A 24139-nucleotide genomic window follows, 5' to 3' on the forward strand; every position below is an offset into this window, starting at 1 on the left:
GTTGACAGTTATCAGTATTTGGGCGTGCCCCTCGCCAGCACTAATGCCACCGCTCGGGTCGGGCTATCCGCTACAATCTTTTTCCCACACCAATTCCCCCCGCAAAAAAGGATTTCCACTACTATCCCTCACGCATTAGCAATTCCACGTTTCAATAATTAGGTTCAAAACAATATATCTTTATTATATTTACGTCATTAAAATATTAAAAATGAAGAAAGTCTTATTTTCTGTTGTTATGATGACAGCAGTTTTCTCACAAAACACTTATGCTCAAGAAATTACACTCGATAAAATCTATTCCGGCTATTACCGCGGAAAAGGAATCGCAGGAATTGCATCTCTGAATGACGGCGAAAACTACGCTACCATCGAGAAAGACGGCATTGCAAAATACAATTACAAAACGTCTCAGAAATCCGGAAATATCGTAGATGGAAAATTCGAATCGTATATTTTCTCTGCCGACGAATCCAAAACCTTGTTGCAAAAAGAAAGTGAGTCGATTTACAGACATTCATTTTTGGGAAAATTTGATGTCAAGGATTTGAAATCAAATAAAGTAACTCCTCTTAATAACGGCAACTATATCCAAGAACCAAAATTCTCTCCGGACGGAAGCAAAGTCGCTTTCATCGTTGATAATAATTTGTTCTATCAGGATTTGACTTCTGGAAAAATCACGCAAATTACAAATGATGGAAAGAAAAATTCTATCATCAACGGCCTTGGAGATTGGGTTTATGAAGAGGAATTTGGTCACGCAGATTATTATCAATGGAACAAAGCTGGAGACGCAATCGTTTTCGTGAAATTTGACGAATCGAAAGTTCCGGAAATTTATATCCCAATCTACGGAAAATCGCTCTATCCAACCGAAATGCGATACAAATATCCAAAAGCAGGTGAAACCAACTCAACTGTTTCTGCTAATCTTTATCAATTAAATTCAGGAAAAACAACTGCGTTAAATATTGCAGGATTTGAGAATCATTACATTCCTCAAATCTGGCAAACCAATGACGCAAACGAAATTGTCATCGCAACAAGCAACAGACATCACAGCAAAGTCGATTTAATTAAAGTGGATACAAAATCCGGAAACTTAACCAAATTGTTCTCAGAAACCGACAACGCCTGGATAGAAACCGACAATCTGACTTTGGAATTCTTGGATGACAATTCTTTCCTTTGGGCTTCCGAGCGCGATGGTTACAGACAATTGTATTGGTACGATAAATCTGGAAAACTAAAAAAACAAGTCGCAAAAGGAAATTGGGAAATCACAGATTACTATGGTTACAATCCAAAAACCAAGGAAGCTTACATCCAAACGACAGAAAAAGGAAGCTTGAACAAAGTAGTTACCAAACTGAATATCAATTCCGGAAAAACTACGTTGATTTCTTATCCTGAAGGGAATAACTCGGCAAGTTTCAGCAAGACTTTTAATTATTTTATCAATACAAATTCTACAGCTGGAACACCTTATAAATATGTCTTGAAAGATGCTTCCGGAAAGGAAATCAAAGAACTTCAAAACAACAATGAATTGCTTTCTAAACTTCAGAAAGACAGTTTTGTTACGAAAGAATTCATCACCATTCCAAATTCTGCGGGCGATCAACTGAATGCTTGGATCATCAAACCAAAAAACTTTGACCCGAACAAAAAATATCCATTATTTATGTTCCAATATTCTGGCCCAGGTTCTCAGCAGGTTTCGAACTCTTGGGATGGCGGAAACGCAATCTGGTTCGAAATGTTGGCCCAAAAAGGTTACGTTGTAGCTTGCGTGGACGGACGAGGAACTGGTTTCAAAGGTTCGAAATTCAAAAAAGTAATTTACAAACAGCTTGGGAAATATGAAATCGAAGACCAAATCTCTTCCGCACAGTGGTTTGGAAATCAATCTTATATCGACAAATCAAGAATCGGAATCTTCGGATGGAGTTTTGGTGGCTATATGAGTTCATTGGCGATGACAAAAGGTGCAGATGTTTTCAAATTGGGAATTGCTGTTGCGCCGGTGACAAACTGGAGATATTATGACAGCGTTTACACAGAAAAATTTCTGCAAACACCACAGGAAAACCCTGAAGGTTATGACCAAAATTCACCAACGACTTTTGCAAAACTGTTGAAAGGTAAATTCTTATTAATTCACGGAACAGCGGATGACAACGTGCATTTCCAGAACTCAATGGAGTTTTCCGAGGCTTTGATTCAGAATAAAAAGCAATTTGATTTTATGGCTTATCCGGACAAGAACCACGGTATTTTTGGTGGACAAACCAGACCTCAGCTTTATGAGAAAATGACGAATTTTATTTTGGAGAATTTATAGGAGGCTAGAAGTCGGAAGACCGAAGCTGGAAGATAAAAAAACCGCAGAAGATATTTCTTTTGCGGTTTTTTATTTAATATTGATGAGAACTTCTATTATCAATCAAAGAAATTAGAAATATTTTTCCATTAATTTCTTGATAAACTAACGAATTATTTTTATCAATCAGACATTTTCTAAAGTTCAAAATTTTTGACTTTGGACAAATTTCAGTATTGTCCGTTATTCTAGTAATTAAATTATCAAAATTATTTTCGAAATTTTCGATTTCACTGGATGACCAATTATCAAAGAGATAATCCAAAATCTTGAAATAATTTCTTAAAACCTCATCCGACCAAACAACTTCCATCATTTTGATTTTTCCAAAAGATAATTTTTGATTCTTTGTTTTGCTTCTTCGTGAGAATAAGTTTTTCCATTTTCAATATCTTTAAGACCTTTCTTAATTGATTCTTTTTGAGATTCAGTTAAATTTTCTGACCAATCTTTTGAATCTTTATTTTCATATTTGGTTTTCAAAAAATCTACAAAGTCATTCACTTCTTCATATAAATCTTCTGGAAGTGTTTTGATATTAGCTTCTAAATGTTTTATCGTGATTGGCATTTTGACAACTTTTCATCAAAGTTATTAAAATTTTTTAATTCATTTTAAAATTCTATTTTTACGACGCAAGAAAAATAAATTATATGAAAAAACATCCTAAAGGCCTACCCTATCTATTTTTCACAGAAATGTGGGAACGTTTTGGTTATTATTTGATTTTGGGGATTTTTGTCCTTTATGTTATTGAACCGAACGGCGACAAAGGCGGACTTGGATTGCCAGATAAAATGGCTGATGATGTTTTCGGAACTTACATCGCATTGACTTATTTGACACCTTTTCTCGGTGGTTTTCTTGCAGAAAGACTTTTTGGCTACATCAAATCCATTTATCTTGGTGGCGTTTTGATGGCAGCTGGTTATATTGGTTTGGGAATATTCAAAGAATTGCCATTATTTTACGGTTCATTAGGATTAATTATCATTGGAAATGGTTTTTTCAAACCGACGATTTCTACGATTTTGGGGAATCTTTACTCTGAAGAACCTTATAAAAAAAATAAAGATACGGGCTACAATATTTTCTATATGGGAATCAATATTGGGGCGTTTATCTGCAACATTATTGCTGCTTATATGCGAAATAGATTTGGCTGGGGCGAAGCATTCATCGCAGCCGGAGTCGGGATGTTGATTGGTTTGGTAATTTTCAGCTTCGGATTGAAGCATATCCGTCACGCTTGCGAAATGAAAGCTGCGAAAGAAGGCGACAGCAAGATTTCTGACGTTTTATTAAAAGTCTTTTTACCAGCTTTAATTGTTGGTGCCATTGGTTGGGTAATTCCAGGCAATATCTTTGGGAGTGATAGTACAGACGCGTTTATTTTCGCTTGTGTCCCTGTGATTTATTTCTATGTTTCACTTTACTTCAAAGCACATCAGGACGAGAAAAGGTCTATTGGCGCTTTGCTGATGATATTCCTGGTGTGTATGTTTTTCTGGGCGATTTTCAAACAGAACGGAACGGCCCTGACACGTTGGGCAAATTACTATACCGACAGAAGTATTCCTGAGAAATTAGTTGAACCAATGCGTGGCATTTATATGCTTGATGGAAAGGATGGAACAACCGGAAAATCCTTTGAAGACAAAGAAGTCGCCGTTTATGATGACCAATTCCGTTCTCAGAAAAATGAAGCTGGCGAGACCATCAAAGTGTCTGGTAAAGACGTTTATTTTAAAAACATTAATCCAGAAGAACGTGCTCAATTAGCTACAAATCCTAAACAGGAAGTTTACCTTTTCAATACCGAACTTTTCCAATCCGTGAATCCGTTTTGGGTAATTGTCCTCACGCCAGTGATTGTCGGATTCTGGGCATTATTCAGAAAGCGTGGAAAAGAACCAACGACGCCTACCAAAATCATGATAGGCCTTTTCATTACAGCATTATCCTGCCTTGTGATGGTAGGCGCTGTGTTTGCCGGACAAAACGGAGCTGTAAAAGTATCACCACTTTGGCTGGTTGCCAGTTACGGTGTTGTGACGATTGGAGAACTTTGCCTTTCACCGATGGGATTGTCTGTGGTTTCAAAATTGTCACCAGCAAGATTGACAGCCTTGATGATGGGTGGCTTTTTCCTTGCCAACTCTGTTGGGAACAAACTTTCCGGAATCCTTGCCAGCACTTGGTACAATTATGAAAATAAAGAATATTACTTCCTTGTCAATTTCGCCTTGTTGATTTTCGCTTTTGTTTTAGGGATTTTTATGTTGAAGTTTCTAAATAAAGTGATGAAGGAAAATGGTGTGGATTAAATAAAATCCAAGATACTAGACTCAAGACATTAGACTAAAATCATTTCGAATTATCGAATTATCGCAGCCCGACTTGAACGGAGCTCATTTTTTGTGGCCGGAAAAGCGATGGCAAAAAATAGCGGGAGTGGAAGGCGGAAAAGCTGCCCAAATTACTATTCAGTTATATTTTCTGAAAAGCCAATCTAGGCGTTCCATCTGCCACATAGATGATTCCGCATTTTTCGTAGCCTAATTTTTCCAAAACCTTTTGCATCGGAATATTAGTTTCGTGCGTATCGATTCTAATGTTCGGGAATTGGGAGAAACACCATTCGAAGCAGAATTTTGCGACGCCTTTTGCTTTTCCGTTGGATGCCAATCTGTGGATGACGCCGTATTTTTCGTCATTCAGCCAAGCGCCATTTTCAATTACTGCATAATTTGGGTCGGCACCGATAATGAAATCAAATGTCGCAACAACCTCATCATCTTCAAAAATCAAAAAATTAAATCCATTCTCAATGCTTTCCAACATCAAGTCCCTGGAAGGATAACCATTGGTCCATTGGATTAAGTTTCCGCTTTCTCGCATCAGCTGTCTGGCTGTGTCTATACAGCTCATTATTTGGTTGATATCTTCGGGATTTGATTTTCTGATTTCCATAATTTTAAGATTATCGGGTGTAATTGTGTTAATCGGCTGCAATTTAGCTTTCCCGTTTATGAAAAAAAACTATATTTGTTACCTTTAAGAAAATTTAACAATTAAAATATGGATACAGCGGTACAAGCTAAACAAAAGCATCCAAAAGGTCTTTGGGTATTATTCGGCACGGAAATGTGGGAGCGTTTTAATTTTTACGGAATGAGGGCATTGTTGACGCTCTTTATGGTAAATTCTCTCCTTATTAAAGAGGCAGATGCGGCAATTATTTATGGTGGCTTTTTAGCATTGTGTTATTTGACTCCACTATTGGGCGGTTTCATCGCTGATAAGTATATTGGAAACAGAAATGCCATTTTGGTGGGCGGTAGTTTGATGGCGATTGGACAATTACTTTTGTTCTTCAGTGCCTCGACATTTTCCACTAATCTTGGCGGTGCGAAAGGATTGATGTGGTTCGCACTGTTCGTGATCATCTTCGGAAACGGATTCTTCAAACCGAATATTTCATCGATGGTGGGAAGTCTTTATCCAAAACAGGAGAAATCTAAACTGGATTCTGCTTTTACGATTTTCTATATGGGAATCAACATCGGAGCGTTTTTGGGTCAGTTCATCTGTCCTTATTTAGGCGATGTGAAAGATGCCGGAGGCGTGAGAGATATTTTCGCTTTCAAATGGGGATTCTTAGCGGCTTCTATCGCCATGATGGTAGGAACTGTCACTTTCTTTATCCTTAAAAACAAATATGTTGTAACACCGGAAGGCCGACCAATTGGTGGTTTACCAAAAAACAACACGAGCGAGGATTTTGAAGAAGGCGAAACACAAACGGCTAAATTCTCTGGTCAAAATATGGGAATCGCAGCATTGTTATTTGTAGCGCTTTTCTTTGTTTTCAGATATATTTTGGTGAGCGAATTTGGTTTCAGCTCTGTGGGAATGGGACAATTGATCAAAGGAATTATCTATCCATTCATCTACGCAGCCGGGATTTCATTGGCATTCTTGATCATGAGCTCTGCCGAAAATAAAGTAGAGAGACAAAGAATCTGGGTAATCTATATCGTATCATTCTTTATCATATTCTTCTGGGCAGCTTTTGAGCAGGCTGGTTCATCATTGACCTTCATTGCTGACAACCAAACCGACAGAGATATCTTTGGCTGGAATATGCCGCCATCTATGGTTCAAATCTTCAACGGAATGTTTGTTGTGGCTTTGGCTTTACCATTCAGTTTGCTTTGGGATAAATTGAGAGCACAAGGAAAAGAGCCCGTTTCGCCAATGAAGCAGGCGATTGGTTTGGCATTGATTGCTTTATCCTATTTCATCATCGCTTACAACGTAAAAGACCTTGGCAACACCGGACTATTGGCTATCAAATGGCTAATGTTACTATATCTGATCCAGACAATGGGTGAACTTTGTTTATCACCAATCGGCTTATCTTTGGTAGGAAAATTGGCGCCAAAGAGATTTGCATCTTTATTATATGGGGTTTTCTTTATCTCTAATGCCGCTGGTTATGCATTAGCAGGTTCATTGGGAGCAATCATCCCAGCAACAGGAGACAAATTTGTAAAAGCAGAAAAACTAGGTGTTAATCTTCAAGACGTTTTAGACAAAAAAGTAACCTTGACACCTGAGCAGGTCGCTTTGTTCGAAAAAGAGCAATTACCAATCGCCAACACTACTTTCGCAGGCGTTGAGATCCATAACTTGTTTGAGTTCTTTATGGTATTCGTAGTACTTTGTGGAATTGCTTCTGTGATTTTGGCAATCCTATCTCCGAGATTAAAGAAAATGATGCACGGACTGAGTTAAAATCCGACCAACATAAAATTATAAAACCACCGAATATTCGGTGGTTTTTTGTTAAATTCGTATGATGGAAATCTCAGAAGATTCTTTGTTTCTTTCCGTAAAAGAAATTATAAACCAATCGCGCGAACGTGTTTTTCGACTTGCGAATTCTACGCTATTGCTTTCTTATTGGCAGATTGGACAAATTATCGTTGAAGATGAGCAGCAAGGAAAGGGACGTGCAACTTATGGAAAATTTGTCTTGAAAAATCTTTCAAAAAAATTGACTTTAGAGTTTGGGAAAGGTTTTGATTATACGAATCTATCTAATATGAGGAAGTTTTATCAAGCTTTTCCAATTGTTGACACATTGTCTCAACAATTGAGTTGGTCACATTACAGATTGCTGTCAACTCAAGAAAATAAAGAAAAAAGGGAATACTATCTTGAAGAAGCAGTCCAAAATAATTGGAATGTTCGCGACCTAAAGAGACAAATCAATTCCCTTGCCTATGAAAGAGTTATTCAGCATAAAAAATCTCCCGTTGAAAATATTAACAGTGTTTTAAAAGACCCGTATATTTTTGAATTTTTGGGTTTGAAAACTGATGAAAAAATATCAGAACAAGAAATCGAAACTGCAATCATCGACCATATTCAGAAATTCTTGCTGGAGTTTGGGAAAGGTTTTGCTTTCGTAGCGAGACAACTTCATATTGCCACAGACACATCAGATTTCTACATCGATTTGGTTTTCTACAACTACATTCTAAAATGTTTCGTCATTATTGATTTAAAAACTGGCGAGCTTTCTCATCAGGACATTGGTCAAATAGATATGTACGTCAGAATGTACGATGATTTGAAACGAAACGAAGGCGATAATCCTACAATCGGAATTTTACTTTGCTCAGAAAAGGATGAAACCATAGTAAAATATTCTGTCCTTAATGATAAAAACAATCTGTTCGCAAGCAAATATCTGCTCTATCTTCCGAAGGAGGAAGAGCTTAAACAAATCATCGACCAAGATAGAATTCGTTTTGAGCTCGAACAAGAAGATAAAAAATCAAAATAATAAATGCGTGACACACTAGGTCACAAATTAAATCAATTGTCATCAATCATCTATGAACTTAACTCTCGAACAAATACAGGATTTCAAAGGAAAATATCCAAAACAAATCTGGTCACTCTTTTTCTCCGAAATGTGGGAACGATTCTGCTTCTACGGAATGCGCGGAATGCTGGTTTTCTTTATGATTTCTCAACTTAAATTCGATGATGAGCAAGCGAACTTACAATACGGTGCAACGCAGGCCTTTGTTTATGCTTTTACATTTGTGGGCGGCATATTTGCTGATAAGATTCTAGGCTTTAGGAAATCTCTATTTTGGGGTGGATTGCTGATGATTGTTGGAAGTTTGATTTTAGCAACCAATCCACACGATTATTTCTTCCTCGGGATTTCGTTTACCGTCGTAGGAACAGGTTTTTTCAAACCGAATATTTCCACAATGGTGGGGAAATTATACAGATCCGGAGATTCCAGAACCGATGCCGGATTTTCGCTTTTCTATGCGGGAATCAATCTGGGAGCGCTTTTAGGCGGTTATCTATGTATTGCCATTGGAAAAGGCGAAATGTTATCACACCTAATCCCAGAACACAAAAGATGGAATGTGGCTTTCGGTTTGGCCGCAATTGTAATGGTGGTTTCTTTAATTAATTTCATTTTTACGCAAAGACAGTTGGGTCCCATCGGACTTCAACCTCAAAAATTGAACTCCGACGGCACTTTCTCACCTTTAGCAAAATGGAATGAGTACAGCGTCTATATTTTATCATTGATTTTTGTTCCATTAATTATGATAATGGTCTCCGTCCCACAATACACCGATTATTTTATGTGGACTGTCGGACCTTTGACCTTGATTTATTTGTTTTATGAAATGACAAAAGTGACGTCATCCGAAAGAAACAAACTTTGGGCGGCCTTGGTTTTCATTATTTTCTCCATCGTTTTCTGGGGAATCTACGAGCAATCTGGAGGTTCATTAAGCATTTTTGCTGCAAACAATCTCAACAAAGATTTATTAGGATTAGACCCAAATGGCGTGAATAATTCCGGAGGTGCTTTCTTCATTATTTTCCTTGCGCCAATCGTTGGTTTGCTGTGGATTTGGCTTAGCAAAAGAAAATTGGAACCAAATACATTAATCAAATTTGGTTTAGGATTCATCTTTCTTGGTTTGGGATATTACGTCCTTTTCGCAACCAAATTCTTTGCAACTTTACAAGGAATCACTTCTCTTAATATTTTTACAATTGCCTTGCTAGTAATCACTTTCGGCGAATTGTGCCTTTCGCCTATCGGATTATCGATTATGACGAAGCTTTCTACAGAAAAACTACAGGGAATGATGATGGGAATGTGGTTTTTGGCTTCCGCTTACGGACAATACGTGGCTGGACAAATTGGTGCAGGAATGGCAAAAGTAAAAACTGGCGCCAACAATTACGACGCACTCATCACTTACACCGATGGATACAAACAATTAGGTTTATACGCCCTGATTGCAGGCGTTGTGCTAATTTTGATTTCCCCACTCGTGAAAAAACTAATGCAAGAGGTGAGATAATGATTTAACTAAAGTCCATTTCAACAATCCAAACACAGATGAAAAAAAATACATTTTTACTTATTCTCCTTCTGATTCCAATCTTTGGGTTTTCGCAAGTCCAATGGATGACGATTGCCCAAGCGCTGGAAGCTCAGAAAAAGGCCCCTAAAAAAATATTGATTGATTTCTATGCTGACTGGTGCGAGCCGTGCAAAGAAATGGACAAAAAAACCTACAACCATCCCGAAATCGCCAAGATCATCAATGACAGTTTTTATGCTGTGAAGTTTGAAAGCGATGGCAACGAAGCTGTAAATTTCCTAGGACACAAATTCGCAAACCCCGAATACAAAGGCAAAAAAGGCAAATCCACACTTCATCAGTTTTCGAAATATATGAACATCAATATGATTCCGACGATGATTTTCCTTGATGAAAAAACCGACCCTATCACAAGTCTTTCCGGATTCTTAAAAGCGAAAGAAGTGGAACCATACTTTACAATGATTGCCTCCGACGAATACAAAACCATCAAATCCAGACAGGAATGGGAAGGTTATCAGAAGAAATTCAGGTCGAAGATCAAGGAATGATTTTTCAGAAGTGAGATATTAGAATTTAGATGTTAGATTTTGCAAAGTGATGAAACATTCTATTCCTATAAATTCATAAAATTTCCCGAAATTCGTCGGAACAAATTTTCCTTTCTTGGCATTAGAAACTTCCATAGAATTTCTCAAAGGCATCGGCACCGAACGCGCAAAACTCATCAGAAACGTGTTGGGGATTTCGACTGTGGAAGATTTGCTCACTTTTTACCCGATCAGATACATCGATAAAAGTAAAATTCACAAGATTGGAAATATCGCCAAAGATACAGAAACAGATATCCAGCTGAAGGGAAAAATCACGGACATTCAGGAAGTGGTTTACGAGAAAGGGAAACGATTGTCTGCTAAATTCCGCGACGAGACCGGAACGATGGATCTCGTCTGGTTCCGATATACGAATTGGATGAAAGAAGCGATTCCACTCAATCAAGAAATCTTCATTTTTGGAAAAGTCAATTTTTTTAATGGAAACTTCTCGATGCCTCATCCGGAAATCGAGGTTGATGAGAAAAAAGCTTTGCAAGGGACGCTTCTCCCGGTTTATCCAGGAAGTGAAAAGCTGACGAAAAGAGGCATTACGAATAAATTATTTCAAACCGTTATTTTTAATCTTCTGAAAGATCTACCCAATTTGATTCAGGAAAATCTGCCAGATTACTTGATGAAATCGATGAAGTTGATAGGAAGACTGAATTCCTTTTATTTCATTCATTTCCCTAAAGATTTAAAACAATTTGATGAAGCCAACAGACGATTGAAGTTTGAGGAAGCTTTCTTTTTCCAACTTGGTTACGGCTTGAAGAAACTTCATCAAAAAACAAAGTCCTTCGGAAATCCGTTTCCAATCGTCGGCGAATATTTCACCAATTTTTACGAAAATAATCTTCCGTTTGAACTCACGAATGCTCAAAAACGCGTTCTGAAAGAAATCAGGATCGATATGAAACGGTCGACCCAAATGAACCGATTGCTTCAAGGCGACGTTGGTTCGGGGAAAACAATGGTGGCGTTATTAACTATGCTGATTGCGATGGACAACGGTTTCCAATCTTGTTTGATGGCGCCGACGGAAATATTGGCTCAGCAACATTTTAATTCAATCAAAGAATTACTACAAAATACGAATATCAACGTCCGACTTTTGACCGGTTCTTCCAAAACTGCGGAAAGAAAAATCATCCACGAAGAATTGGAAAACGGGCAACTTTCTATACTGATTGGAACGCACGCACTTTTGGAGGACAAAGTAAAATTCCAGAATCTTGGTTTGGCAATTATTGACGAACAGCACAGATTTGGTGTAGCTCAGCGGGCGAAACTATGGGCAAAAAATAATATTCCACCCCATATTCTAGTAATGACTGCAACGCCGATTCCACGGACTTTGGCGATGAGTTTTTATTCCGATTTGGATGTGTCTGTGATTGATGAAATGCCGGTCGGAAGAAAACCAATCATCACCGCTCACAGACGGGAAAAAGACCGACTTTCGGTTTATAATTTCTGCCGGGAAGAGATTGAGAAAGGCCGACAGATCTATTTCGTCTATCCGCTCATCGAGGAATCTGAGACTTTGGATTACAAGAATCTAATGGAAGGTTTGGAAAGCGTAATGAACTTTTTCAAAAGTTACAATGTGACGATGGTTCACGGTAGAATGAAGCCTGCTGAGAAAGATGCGAATATGCAATATTTTGCTTCCGGACAGGCACAAATTATGGTGGCGACAACTGTAATTGAAGTTGGCGTGAACGTTCCGAATGCGTCTGTAATGGTCATTGAAAGTTCGGAGCGATTCGGATTGTCACAGCTTCACCAGTTGCGTGGACGCGTTGGTAGAGGCGCAGAACAAAGTTATTGCATCCTGATGACGGGCGATAAACTAAGCAAAGAAAGCCGAACCAGAATCAAAACGATGGTGGCGACGACGGACGGTTTCAAAATCTCGGAAGTGGATATGGAATTGCGTGGACCTGGCGATATTCTCGGGACTCAGCAAAGTGGTGTTGTGGATTTTAAAAAGTTGAGTTTGATAGAAGATTCTGCCATCATCAAAGCTTCAAAACTGGCTGTGGAAAAGATATTGGAACAAGATGCACTTCTCACGCGTCCCGACAATCAGATGATGAAGCAATATTACATCAAGCAATATAAAGGGAAAAATAAGTGGTCGCAGATTAGCTAAATCCATTAAGAATGTACTCCCAACATCTGGATAGTGACCCGCATCAATCGTTAATTCATTTGCAAATAGTTTTCAGACACGGCCGTAAAGTGCTGATATTAAACAAAATGTACTTGATTGCCTCAACTAAATGGTTGATTCCCTTCACGAAGTGACTGATTTCCTCAACTAAGCGGTTGAATGCTTTAACTGAATGATTGGATGGCTCAACAGAATGGTTGGCTGATTTAACTGACCGGTTGAGCGCCTTCACAAAATGGTTTGTTGCCACAACTGAATAGTTATTTGCAACTACCTAATCAATTTATACCTCTGAAAACCAATTCAAATAATTTCAAACATCAAAAAAAGTCTGCTACGAATAGCAGACTTCTTAAAATTTAAAAATAGTATATGAAGAAAAATTTACTCTCAGGCATTCTGCTTGATTTCGTTCTGCGACAAATCTAAAATTATACTTGACATCAAACTTTAATGAATCATTATCCCTTTATTAATAATACTTAAGAATCAATTCAGGTAAGTTTCAATGAGAATTCACATCTGCATAACCTTACTTTTATTAATCGATTTTGGATATCATTTTTATATCATTAATGAACTTAAAATCAGTACTTAAACAAAACGACCAAGTTTTATTCTGATAAATTAAAATCTTGAAGTTTTAAAGTTGTTCATCGTCTATTCATTTTACAACATTAAATCCGGGGAAAAATCAATCACAAAAAAAAGCATCTGCGGAGTTGGCAAATGCTTTATAAGTTATTTAGCGATGATGAATTCCATCAAATAATCGTCCATCACATAGCTGTTTCCAATATCAAAAATGGCTACGTCATAAACTTTGAACCCTTGTGATTCGTAGAATTTTTTGGCGTCGTTATTTTTATTGACCGTTAAAGTCAATCTTTTGTCACCAGCTTTTTCGGTTTCAGTTTTTACAAATTCTAAGGCTTTTTTTCCAAGTCCTTTCCCTTGCGCTTCCTTCAGAAAATAGATCCGGTGAAGTTTTGTAGTTTCTGGTTCGTTATGAAATTCGAAGCCGATAAATCCTAAGAAAACCTCATCTTCCTGAATCAAATAATATTGATAGTTTGGATTTTTGAAATGGGTTTTCAAAGTGGATTCAGAATACATCAAACCTAACATATAATCAATTTGCTTTTGCTCTAAAATATGGGCGTAAGTGGAATTCCAAGATTTTTTTGCAAGGTGTTGGATTGTGGGAATATCGTTTTCTGTGGCTTTGATAATCATAAAATTGTATAATGTATAATGTATAATGTATAATGTAAAAAATAAATCAATTCAGGTTAGAAAATTTCTTTGATGATTTCTAACGATCTCGGTTCGCGGAAATCAGTGAAATGGTAATGGAAATAAACCAATATCGAATCCAGGAAATTCTGTTTTTCAGCTCTACTCAGTTTGATACTGTATGGATCTTGTGATGTGATCAAGTCTTTCCATATGTCAGAAATCGTTTTGTCAAAAAAATGATGCATTTCTATATCTTCGAAGTTTCCGGTTTCGGGATTGAGGAACGTTTTGTCTGAGAATAGAGGCTGTAAACCCTGTTGTTTCAATAGTCTGAAAATAAAGATCAAATGTGATTGGAAATTATCAATCTGAAGTTGACTCAGGAAAATGGAAATCTCAGAATAGATGCCAACGTTTTGATTTTCATTCCTCAACACCTGATTCAGCAAATCCGATATAAAAAACAAAATAGAATTTTTACGAATATCCGAACTGAAAAGATCTATGTTTTTCTGCTCGATTTTCTGAACGTTTTGGATGCTTTTTTTCTTATCGGAAGTGTAAAGCAATAATTCATTTAATGGAAAAAGGAAAGCCTTCTTTTTGTTCTTCGGAGCGTAGATTCCTTTTGCAAAGAAACTTTCGAAGCCATTTTCCCTACAAAAACAATGGAGAACAGCATCGTGATCTCCATATTTTGTATAAGACAGTAAAAAAACTTCTTGTGTCATCAAGAATAGATGTTAGAAATTAGATTTTAGAAGTTAGATTAGACTTATTTTAATTCACTACAGCAATTTTCGCTGTGGCCGTATCGGTTCCGTCCTCGTTGGTCATCAAGACATAATAGATTCCGGAGGCTACTCTCACGCCTCTTTGGTTGTTGAGATTCCATTCGAAATAACCGCCATTTGCCACCGCAGAATGTACGAGATTCCCGGCTGCATCTGTGATTCTAATATTGGTTTTAGCTGCAAGGCCTCTTATTCTTACATTTCCTTTGAATTGCGAGTAAACAACAGGATTTGGATAGACCAGAACATCTCCAAAGTTAGAGGTAACATCTGTCACATCACCCTGATAAACAACGATTCCATTTATGGTTGCGAAATACACTTTTCCTGTCTTATTATCCACTTGGATGTCTGTCACACTATCATTTGGCAATGGGGAATTAGATTTTGTGAAATGATATATCGTCTTGTCGCCGTTAGGACTTAGATAGAATACACCTCCGCCATCCACAGACACCCATTTTTGATTGCCTGTATCTGCTGTGATCTGTAAAATGTTAGCATCACGGAACAATTCTTCTGCCAGTCCGTTTTCCTCTATGATGATGGCGTCTGTCTGAGGATTATCTTCCAGTACTGCAGATTTTGGGTTGGATAATATCCTTAATCCTTCTCTACTTCCGATCCAAAGGTCATCATTATTATCAATCGATAAAGAAACTGTACCATTTACCGGCAAGTTATTACTCATCTTTAAAACTTTGAAGCTATCATCAGAGCTATTGGCAGGAGAATTATTATAATTGTAGATCATTGCACCTCCATCACTGTAGAAAGGCGCCGCAATATAGATGACCCCATCTTTTGCAACAGGTTTTTGGACACCTCCTATATTAAAGGTTGTAAATGGAGTTGAACCGAATGCATCGTTAGATCTATTAAAAACATAAAAACTAGAATTTGCACAATTCCCAGATAAAGAGGGCACCGTACACTGAACACTGCAGAAAAGATTATTCTGACCATCAAAAACAAGTCCTACGGGTTTATAATAAAACTGACTGTTAGGATTAAAAGAATATTTTTTAACAAAGTCATTATTATTCATTTTGTAAACCCCTTGTGCCGCTCCAGAAGTATATGTAAAATTGGTGAAATAAACCTCGGTGGGATTAGATGGATCGGGGACCACATCTAAAATATTATAGCCGGATGGATTATTGAGGAAATATTGAGGATAGATCCACTTTGAACCATCATAATGATAGTAACCTAGGTTTTTACCGGAATCCGCATCTTTATTTCCTGACGCGACCCAGATTTGGCCATTTAATAATGAAATTTTATTGGATGCACTATTGTAAGGACCATCTGGTTTCAAACTATTTTTTTGTTCGTTGTAGATCCCAGACAACTTGGTTCCCGTGAACAAAGCGCCATTGGAAACCAAAGCCGTATTGATGTCTTCGCCAGCATTGAAATTCTTCTGCTGTACTCCATTTGTGCTGTAAATATAAACCTGAGTTTTGTCCGTGACAATGATCTGACTATCTGTAACTCTCAAATCCTGAACATCTGTAAATGTTCTTGGGACTTGTGCAAATGTTGATCCTGTGCCATAGCTCACTTGCGTACTTGTTGAAAACGCGATACTTGCCGACGCATCGATTTTTTTAAATGAACCTGAAACTAGATTTGTCCAAGTTGTGTATACTGGAAACGTGGCATTGATCTCATGAGATTTTATCCCTGAATTGGTTGCCACATATATTGTATTTTCTTTTAAAACTGCAGCATTGGCAGCGAGATAAGCTCCACCTGTTGAAAAGAAAGCCGTGTCTCCAAACTCTCTTCTAGCAATATTGAAAACCGAAACGCCATACCCAGCAGAAACGATAGCTTTATCACCATTAATAGAAATATGATTGATTTTCTTAGTACCATTATATCCTGTTGCAAGCGGTATATCCACAATCAGAAAAATACCGTTGGGCGTGATAACATCCATATTACCGTTCTGGTAACCAACTATTCCTGTCTGTGTCGCAGCATTGTAATCGAATGCCGATATCTTGACCTCGTGGAGGCCATTTGCTTTGGATAATTTTTTGACCTCCCCAGTTCCTGGATAATAGTAGAAAACACCATTCTCCGTGGCCGCGATCAATCTGTCATTATCTTCCCTGATAGTAAGAACATTGTTATAGGAAAACAGATCGCTCCATTTGGTTGTGGTTTGAGCGTATGAAAGCACTGTTACATACAACAATAAAAGTGATAAAATTTTCTTCATCCTAAGCTATTATGTTTTCATCTATTAACTGATTATTCCACGAAATATTTTTCACATCTTTATTTTTATCGAAATAAAAATCCAATCTCCCCAATAAAATACCGGCCCAGCCTACTTGATTCACTATCACATTCTTGTGTTCCTTATTTTGAAAAGTAAGAGGTTCCGGTAAAAATGTATGTGTGTGACCACCGAGGATCAAATCGATCCCTGAGGTTTTTGCCGCCAAATGCTTGTCTGACATCTTCTCCGGTTCATCCTTGTAATCAAAGCCAATGTGTGAAAGGCAGATTACCAGGTCACATTTTTTATCCTTTCTCAAAAAGTCTGCATAATGTTGTGCTATTTCTATCGGATCATGGTAAATCGTCTCTGCATAATTTTTCTTTCCAACTAATCCATTGAGTTCTATTCCGACAGCGAAGATCCCAATTCTTATTCCATCTTTCACGAAGATCTTGTAATCTTCTGTCTTGCCATCCAGGACCGTGTTTTTAAAATCATAATTGGAGCAGATGAAGGGGAATTTTGCGTTTGGTAAAACTTTCAGAAAACCTTCCAGGCCATTGTCAAAATCGTGGTTTCCCATGGTAGAAGCATCATACTTCATCATGCTCATCAGTTTGAACTCAAGCTCGCCTCCAAAAAAGTTGAAGTAAGGTGTTCCTTGGAAAATGTCACCTGAATCCAATAGCAACACATTCTTCTCCTCACTTCTGATTTTTTGAATTAATGAAGCTCTTCTTGCAAAACCGCCTTGGTTGGGATTCTTGGTATAAGACGCATCAAAAGGTTCTATCCTGCTGTGCTGGTCATTGGTATGCAAAATTGTCAATTTGTGAGCCGACTCTTTTTTCAGAATATCAAATTGTTCTGCGAGCAAAAGATTGGGAGCAAGCGTCAAAGCAAGACTTCCTCCACTTATATATTTTAAGAATTCTTTTCTTTGCATTATTCCTGTACTTTTTTGTCCTTGAAAATTAATCTTACATCATCTGGTGTAGAAACCTCAGGATTTTGCTTGAACTTTTCTAAGAAAAGGTCACGCATCTTAAGACCTGTCGAGATCATTTCGCCTTTTCCGAAAAAGAACATATTATCTCCGCCCAATGCCAAATAATCGGATGTTGCGATGTAATAGGTTTTGTTTGGTTCAATACTTTTTCCGTTGATCAATTTTTTAGAAAGACTTCCGTTATCGGTCTCAATAACGAGATGTGACACTGGATTATTTTTCTTGGTCTTCAAATAATAATCGAACAAGCCTTCTACCTCTTTTCCATTAATTTTAATAATGACGATCTCATTCTCAAAAGGCATCACTTCGTAGATCTGTTTTGCAAGGATATCACCTTTCGGGATGATGGTTCGTATTCCGCCAATATTGATGACAGCTGCATCTATCGGAGGAATGTTATTTTTTTTTGCCCACTCATCGGCACCTTGGAAAGTGTAATCTGCAAGAAGATTTCCGAGATTGCTATTGTCTCCGGACTTTGTAAGTTCTACGTTGGTATGGGAGATCTTGGTATTCATTTGACCTTCCAGTTCGTGTTTGTAAGGTTGGATGATCGCATCCATCGCTTTATCTTCTGGTAGCTGATCGGTAATGTAGATGTTTTTTTCGGTATGAATATTTGCAATGTTAAGTGGTGCTTTACAGCCAACCAACAGCAATCCAATGATCCCGAATCCAAAAAACTTGTTTTTCATTGAAGGAAAATATGGATACAAATCTAAGGATTTTAGCGTTTTAAAACTAACTAATTCAGAATTAGATCATTCAAAAAAAAGATTCATTTTTATCCGAAAACAAAGAACAATATAATCTTTGTGCTTTCATTTAAAATAAATTAAATTTGGGAAAATTAAATTTAATATAAAAATGGGTCAGTTAAAAGGCGTAGGTGTGGCTTTGGTAACACCTTTCAATGAAGATCTTTCTGTAGATTTTGATTCTCTTACCAAATTAATCGATTATAATATAGACAACGGGACCAACTTTCTGGTTGTCTTGGGAACTACAGCCGAGGCTGCAACGCTTTCCAAGGAGGAAAAGGACAAGGTCATTGCGCATATCACAAAGATCAACAACAACAGACTGCCTTTGGTTTTGGGAATCGGTGGAAACAATACAGCGGAAGTAAAACAACAGATCCTGGATACCGATCTTTCGGACTTCGATGCGGTGTTGTCTGTTTCTCCTTATTATAACAAACCAAATCAGGAAGGACTTTATCAGCACTACAAAGCTTTGGCAGAAACTGGAGCCAAGATCATCATCTACAATGTTCCTGGAAGAACGGGACAAAATGTAGAAGCTTCTACAACTTTGCGTTTGGCAAATGAGTTCCCAAACCTTTTCATGGTAAAAGAAGCAGCACCAAACATTTTACAATACTTCGACATCCTTAGACAAAAACCGGATAACTTCTCTCTAATGTCTGGCGACGACGAATATACTTTGCCAGTAACTTTAGCTGGAGGTGACGGCGTAATTTCCGTAATTGGTCAGGCTTATCCAAAAGAATTTTCTACAATGGTAAAGTTTGCGCTTAGCCGTGAAGTTGACGAAGCTTACAAGATCCACAATTCATTAGTGGAAATCACAAGATTGATATTTGCTGAAGGTAATCCGTGTGGTGTAAAAACTATTCTTGCCGAGAAAGGGATCATCAAAAATTATCTAAGACTACCTCTTGTCGCAGCCTCTGAAGGTTTGCAGGAAAAGATCAGACAAGAAATGGAGAAAATCTAATTTACAAAAACTAATAACCTAAAAATACATATGGAAACTAAGAACATGAAGCGCTATGCCTTTTCTTTTCAGGGAAAAGGAGGAGATTACTTTGGGGTCGTGGTTGTCAATTGGCTTTTGACGGTCATCACACTTGGACTTTACTATCCTTGGGCAAAAGAAAGGACTTTGAAATACCTATATTCCCACACCAACTTGGAAGGCGATAATTTCCAATTTACAGGAACAGGGAAGGAAATGTTCGTTGGTTTCATCAAAGTATTCGGAACTTTTGTAGCATTATACGCCGGAATATTTATTGCCGCAAAAACACAGAATTCTGTGTTAATGGTCATATTCATCATTGTCTTTTATGCATTGCTAATCGGTATCATTCCATTTGCGATCCATGGTTTTTATAAATACAGAATGTCGCGCACATCTTGGCGAGGTGTGAGATTTGGATACAGAGGTGACAGAGGAACATTGGTAAAGATCTATTTTAAGGATCTGCTCCTGTCCATTGTCACTTTAGGTCTTTATGGTTTTTGGATGACAATCGACCTTAGAAATTACACCTTGAGTAATATCAAATTTGGGAATGCAGAATTCAAGTACAACGCCAAAGGTTCAGAATATTTTTTCCTTAATTTGAAAGGCATATTCCTGACTTACATCACATTGGGCATCTACAGCTTTTGGTTCCAAAGGGACATTCTGAGATTCTATTTGGATCATTTGACACTTAACAACGGTAATGAAAAAGTGAGATTCCAATCCAAGTTGACGCCTGGCGACATCTTTGAATTGACAATCATCAATATGTTGATCATCATTTTCACCTTAGGAATTGGTTATGCATTCGTGGAAGTGAGAACTTTGACCAAACTTTTCAGCAATATAGAAATTGTCGGAAATATCGACCTTGACGCTTTGAAACAAACGGAAGCCGAGTACAAAAATGCCTTTGGCGATGAAGCTTTGGACGCGATGGACCTTTCCGGAATCATCTAAATGAAACTTTCTACACCAGCAAAATATTTTGATGGCAAAACTTCCAGACCCTATCTTTTGGATCTGGAAGTTTTTCTTGGTGAGCAGATTTCTTATTATTTCGAGAACAAAAGATCAGTCTGGAAATTTCAGGATATCAAGTTTGAAAAAATTGGAGATCATCTGATTATCACCAGAAAGGACAATCTTTCGGAAAGTCTAAAAATTGATAATGCTGAAGTTGCAAATACCATTTACCAATCTGCAAAACAATCCAGAAATATCTCTTGGTATCATACACTTCTCGACCTTGGCCCGAAATTTTACCTTACAGCCACAGTTGCGACGTTTACTTTGATTGCCTGTTTTTACATTTTCATCATTCCTTGGATCGGTGAAAAAGTAACGGATCTGATGCCGCTAAGTTTTGATGAAGAAATTGGTGACAGAAGTTTTCAGCAGATCAGATCATTTTCTAATATTGATGAAAAACGTTCTGCCAAACTTCAAAACTTTGCGGATCACATTGATTTTGGAACCCATCGGAAACTTAACTTCAAAGTTATCGATGATAAGGAGATCAATGCTTTGGCTTTACCCAATGGAACTATTGTAGTTTACACAGGTCTTCTTTCTAAAATTGAGAATTACGAAGAACTGGCCGCACTTTTGGGGCATGAGGCAACACACGTCAAGGAAAGACACAGCACAAAAACCTTGGCAAGAAGTCTCGCTGGTTATCTTGTAGTTTCGGTCGTAGTCGGCGATGTGAATGGCGTTATGACAAGTCTCGCCGACAATGCGAACCAGCTGAATAACCTTTCGTTCTCCAGAGCATTTGAATCATCTTCCGACCTTGGATCTTATGAAATTTTGAAAAAGAATAAAATCGACCCTGATGGAATGTATCAACTCTTCAAAACGCTCAAGACAAGTCATGACGGAGAAATTCCCGAACTCTTATCTAGCCATCCTTTGACAGATGATAGGATCAAGTTTTCAAAATCGCTTTTAGACAAAAAAGAATACAAGTTTGAAAAAAATTCGGAATTGGAAAATGCTTTTAAAAGACTAAAAGAAAATCCTTAATAAAATAAAGAAGGTTCAGAAATTTCTGAACCTTTTACTTTACATATCTAATCTGATCTTATAAACATCCGACCCATTTCTCGCAATACCTTCTTCAAAAAAACCATTGTTCTGAGGAATCAATTCTATAAAATCGAAACTTTTACAATCTTTTGGCAATCCTGCAAATACGAGTGTAAACCAATATTCTTTCCCATGCGGAACATCTGTCCAGGTTGGGAACAAACTGATGTTCTCGAAGTGGATAAGTTTGGAAATATGGTCAGAATTCCTGTCTATCAAATAAGTGGATGACCATATCCTGATCTTCTCTTCCAAAAAAAACTGAGATTTGTAGCAGCAATGCAAGATCACCTGCTTTTCCTCTATCGTCTCCGATTGAAGTTGGCGAAGGATCTCTTCATCGATCTTTGGTTTTACAATTGTTTCGCTCATTTAAATTCTCTTTGATAAAAGATGTTGAGATCCTTTACTCATTTCCCTAGTTTTACCTTCGTCCAAGAAACCACATTTCAGATACAGATTGTAAGCACTTTTATTATTGAAGTTGACAGCCAAGACAATTTCTGTACAAGGTGGAAAATTCTCTTTGATAAAATCAGAAACGATGACCATTGCTGTTTTTCCAACTCCTTTACCTTGATACTCAAGATTAATAGATAACGACCTGAGCAAAGTAGAGTTTACATTTTCTGTCAAATCAAATTTATCTTCTCCGAAATCGAGGACGAAGAATCCAACCGCTTTGTCATTAAAAAAAATACTAACTGGAAATTTGTCTCCTGTATTTTTCTCTTTTATAATTTCCAAAGTTGCTTTCGGCATTGCCGTGAATTGGCTTTGTTCATCGTCCAACGTGTAATTCGTAAGATCGATAAAGTCCTCGGGTTTATAAAAAGCTAAAGTGGTCATTAATATTCCAGTTCTAATTTCTCCTTAGAATAATCTCTTATTTCGTTGATCAATTCAGGATATTCTGCCAGTTTTTTACCGTAGCTCGGAACCATTTCTACCAATTTATCTTTCCAATCGGTTTTCAGTTTATCGGCAAAGCAATTTTCCAAAACCATGATCATTGCAAATGCAGAGGTACTTGCACCAGGAGAAGCGCCTAAAAGTGAAGCGATGTTTTTGTCTTTGTTCACGACCACTTCAGTTCCAAATTCTAATCTTCCACCTTCGAAACGGTCTTTTTTGATGATCTGAACTCTTTGTCCGGCTTGCATCAATTCCCAATCTTTTTCCTGAGCATCGGTCACAAAGTCTCTTAAATGCGACATTCTTTGAGATTTGTTCATCGTCACCTGTTGGATCAGATATCTGGTCAAAGGCATGTTGTGCCACCAAACACCGAATAAAGATCTTATATTTTTGAAGTTCACACTTTCTGGAAGATCAAGATAACTGCCCTCTCTCAAAAACTTGGTCGAGAATCCCGCGAAAGGGCCAAACAATAATGCTTTTTCTCCATCAATAATTCTAAGATCCAAGTGAGGGACAGACATTGGTGGTGCGCCTACTGTAGCTTGCGTGTAAACTTTCGCCTGGTGTTTTTCTACCAATTCAGGATTTCTGCTGACCAGCCATTGTCCACTGATCGGGAATCCACCGTAGCCTTTACTTTCTTCAATCCCAGAACTGTCCAAAAGTGGCAAGGCATAACCGCCAGCACCAATGAAAACGAAATCTGCATTCACGGTTTGTTTGTGAAGGTTTTTTCTGTCGTTCACTTTCAAATTCCAGCTTCCTTTTCCGTCTGCATCGATGTCTTTAACTTCGTGGTAGGTGAAAACTTCTACTGACTCGGTCTTGTCCAGATGTTCTATCAATTTAACCGTTAACTTTCCAAAGTCCACATCAGTTCCCAGATCCATTTTGGTTGCAGCCAATTGATCGGAAGCCATTCTTTTTTGCATCATTAATGGGATCCATTCTGTCAGTTTCTCATGGTCATCGGAAAATTCCATTCCTTGGAATAGTGGTGATTTTAGAAGTGCATCATGTCTTTTTTTAAGATAATTGACATCCTTCTCTCCAAAAACGAAACTCATGTGTGGACAAGAATTGATGAATTCTTTTGGATTATCAATGATTCCTTTGTTGATCAGGTAAGACCAGAATTGCTTGGAAACTTCGAATTGTTCAGCAATATATTCTGCCTTTTTGATATCGATCTTACCGTCTTTTTCCGGTGTATAATTTAGTTCACAAAAAGCGGAATGTCCTGTTCCTGCGTTGTTCCATGCAGACGAACTTTCCTTGGCTACTTTTTCCAGTCTTTCGAAGATTGCAATTTCCAATGTTGGATCAAACTCGTGGAGCATCGTTGCCAATGTTGCACTCATGATCCCACCACCGACCAGTACAACATCGTATTTAGGTTTCGGATTCATTTTTAATTAAATTTTTCGAATACAAAAATACTGAATCTTGTTATTTTTCACGCCC

General features: G+C 37.7%; 21 protein-coding genes. 10 read left to right on the top strand and 11 right to left on the bottom strand.

From position 1 onward, the window contains the following. Positions 1 to 211: 211 nt before the first annotated feature. Positions 212 to 2347 (top strand): S9 family peptidase, encoded by a 2136-nt coding sequence (locus AXA65_RS16450; RefSeq protein ID WP_063971149.1) that lies wholly within the window; start codon positions 212 to 214, stop codon positions 2345 to 2347. 73 nt (positions 2348 to 2420) lie between these two features. On the opposite strand, the gene AXA65_RS16455 is transcribed toward AXA65_RS16450, so the two are convergent. Together AXA65_RS16455 and AXA65_RS16460 are read right to left on the bottom strand one after the other, a co-directional pair. Next, positions 2421 to 2702, bottom strand: coding sequence for a type II toxin-antitoxin system RelE/ParE family toxin (locus AXA65_RS16455; protein ID WP_063971150.1), 282 nt, complete (start codon positions 2700 to 2702; stop codon positions 2421 to 2423). Beyond that, positions 2699 to 2956: a DUF2281 domain-containing protein gene (locus tag AXA65_RS16460; protein ID WP_063971151.1), complete on the bottom strand. Its 258-nt coding sequence runs from the start codon at positions 2954 to 2956 to the stop codon at positions 2699 to 2701. Before AXA65_RS16460 ends, AXA65_RS16455 begins: the two co-directional genes overlap by 4 nt. A gap of 83 nt (positions 2957 to 3039) precedes the next feature. Here AXA65_RS16460 and AXA65_RS16465 point away from each other — a divergent pair, with 83 nt between their 5' ends. Beyond that, on the top strand, positions 3040 to 4713 hold the full coding sequence (locus AXA65_RS16465) for a peptide MFS transporter (protein WP_063971152.1): 1674 nt from the start codon (positions 3040 to 3042) through the stop codon (positions 4711 to 4713). Between the two features lie 163 nt (positions 4714 to 4876). Here the strand turns inward: AXA65_RS16465 and AXA65_RS16470 are convergent, their stop codons facing one another. After that, a complete protein-coding gene (locus AXA65_RS16470; RefSeq protein ID WP_063971153.1) occupies positions 4877 to 5359 on the bottom strand; it encodes a GNAT family N-acetyltransferase in 483 nt (160 codons plus the stop codon). Between the two features lie 108 nt (positions 5360 to 5467). Between AXA65_RS16470 and AXA65_RS16475 the strand changes: the two genes are divergently transcribed. The 5 genes from AXA65_RS16475 to recG all read left to right on the top strand — a co-directional run bounded on the left by AXA65_RS16475 (position 5468) and on the right by recG (position 12585). Further along, positions 5468 to 7186 (top strand): peptide MFS transporter, encoded by a 1719-nt coding sequence (locus AXA65_RS16475; protein WP_063971154.1) that lies wholly within the window; start codon positions 5468 to 5470, stop codon positions 7184 to 7186. A gap of 61 nt (positions 7187 to 7247) precedes the next feature. Continuing rightward, complete coding sequence (locus AXA65_RS16480; RefSeq protein ID WP_063971155.1) at positions 7248 to 8243, top strand: YhcG family protein; 996 nt, start codon at positions 7248 to 7250, stop codon at positions 8241 to 8243. 52 nt (positions 8244 to 8295) lie between these two features. Further along, positions 8296 to 9807 carry a peptide MFS transporter gene (locus tag AXA65_RS16485; protein ID WP_063971156.1) on the top strand — a complete coding sequence of 504 codons (1512 nt, stop codon included), beginning with the start codon at positions 8296 to 8298 and terminating at the stop codon, positions 9805 to 9807. Between the two features lie 38 nt (positions 9808 to 9845). After that, positions 9846 to 10382, top strand: coding sequence for a thioredoxin family protein (locus AXA65_RS16490; protein WP_063971157.1), 537 nt, complete (start codon positions 9846 to 9848; stop codon positions 10380 to 10382). Between the two features lie 115 nt (positions 10383 to 10497). After that, entirely contained in the window at positions 10498 to 12585 is a 2088-nt protein-coding gene (recG, locus tag AXA65_RS16495) for an ATP-dependent DNA helicase RecG (RefSeq protein WP_063971158.1), read from the top strand. Positions 12586 to 13347: 762 nt separating this feature from the next. On the opposite strand, the gene AXA65_RS16500 is transcribed toward recG, so the two are convergent. From AXA65_RS16500 to AXA65_RS16520, 5 genes are read right to left on the bottom strand one after another with little or no spacing between them, the layout of a single operon-like run. Next, entirely contained in the window at positions 13348 to 13842 is a 495-nt protein-coding gene (locus AXA65_RS16500) for a GNAT family N-acetyltransferase (RefSeq protein WP_086048240.1), read from the bottom strand. A 56-nt stretch (positions 13843 to 13898) separates the two neighbouring features. Next, the gene (gene recO / locus AXA65_RS16505; RefSeq protein WP_086048241.1) at positions 13899 to 14576 is read right to left on the bottom strand and encodes a DNA repair protein RecO; all 678 of its coding nucleotides are present in this window, start codon (positions 14574 to 14576) and stop codon (positions 13899 to 13901) included. 49 nt (positions 14577 to 14625) lie between these two features. Then, positions 14626 to 16872, bottom strand: a complete 2247-nt coding sequence (locus AXA65_RS16510) for a T9SS type A sorting domain-containing protein (protein ID WP_063971160.1) — start codon at positions 16870 to 16872, stop codon at positions 14626 to 14628. Between the two features lies 1 nt (position 16873). Continuing rightward, on the bottom strand, positions 16874 to 17824 hold the full coding sequence (locus tag AXA65_RS16515) for a bifunctional metallophosphatase/5'-nucleotidase (protein WP_063971161.1): 951 nt from the start codon (positions 17822 to 17824) through the stop codon (positions 16874 to 16876). Further along, positions 17824 to 18585 (bottom strand): 5'-nucleotidase C-terminal domain-containing protein, encoded by a 762-nt coding sequence (locus AXA65_RS16520; RefSeq protein ID WP_063971162.1) that lies wholly within the window; start codon positions 18583 to 18585, stop codon positions 17824 to 17826. The genes AXA65_RS16515 and AXA65_RS16520 overlap by 1 nt, the downstream gene beginning before the upstream one ends. A 172-nt stretch (positions 18586 to 18757) precedes the next feature. Here AXA65_RS16520 and dapA point away from each other — a divergent pair, with 172 nt between their 5' ends. From dapA to AXA65_RS16535, 3 genes are read left to right on the top strand one after another with little or no spacing between them, the layout of a single operon-like run. Continuing rightward, a complete protein-coding gene (gene dapA, locus AXA65_RS16525) occupies positions 18758 to 19630 on the top strand; it encodes a 4-hydroxy-tetrahydrodipicolinate synthase (protein ID WP_063971163.1) in 873 nt (290 codons plus the stop codon). 30 nt (positions 19631 to 19660) lie between these two features. Beyond that, complete coding sequence (locus tag AXA65_RS16530; RefSeq protein WP_063971164.1) at positions 19661 to 20623, top strand: YjgN family protein; 963 nt, start codon at positions 19661 to 19663, stop codon at positions 20621 to 20623. Beyond that, positions 20624 to 21691 (top strand): M48 family metallopeptidase, encoded by a 1068-nt coding sequence (locus tag AXA65_RS16535; protein ID WP_063971165.1) that lies wholly within the window; start codon positions 20624 to 20626, stop codon positions 21689 to 21691. A gap of 39 nt (positions 21692 to 21730) precedes the next feature. Here the strand turns inward: AXA65_RS16535 and AXA65_RS16540 are convergent, their stop codons facing one another. From AXA65_RS16540 to mqo, 3 genes are read right to left on the bottom strand one after another with little or no spacing between them, the layout of a single operon-like run. Then, positions 21731 to 22126: a hypothetical protein gene (locus tag AXA65_RS16540; protein ID WP_063971166.1), complete on the bottom strand. Its 396-nt coding sequence runs from the start codon at positions 22124 to 22126 to the stop codon at positions 21731 to 21733. Next, positions 22127 to 22603 (bottom strand): GNAT family N-acetyltransferase, encoded by a 477-nt coding sequence (locus tag AXA65_RS16545; protein ID WP_063971167.1) that lies wholly within the window; start codon positions 22601 to 22603, stop codon positions 22127 to 22129. Beyond that, a complete protein-coding gene (gene mqo, locus AXA65_RS16550; RefSeq protein WP_063971168.1) occupies positions 22603 to 24084 on the bottom strand; it encodes a malate dehydrogenase (quinone) in 1482 nt (493 codons plus the stop codon). Before mqo ends, AXA65_RS16545 begins: the two co-directional genes overlap by 1 nt. Between the last annotated feature and the right edge of the window lie 55 nt (positions 24085 to 24139).

Origin of the sequence: Chryseobacterium sp. FP211-J200 (assembly GCF_001643375.1) — a bacterium.
Taxonomy (GTDB): domain Bacteria; phylum Bacteroidota; class Bacteroidia; order Flavobacteriales; family Weeksellaceae; genus Epilithonimonas; species Epilithonimonas ginsengisoli.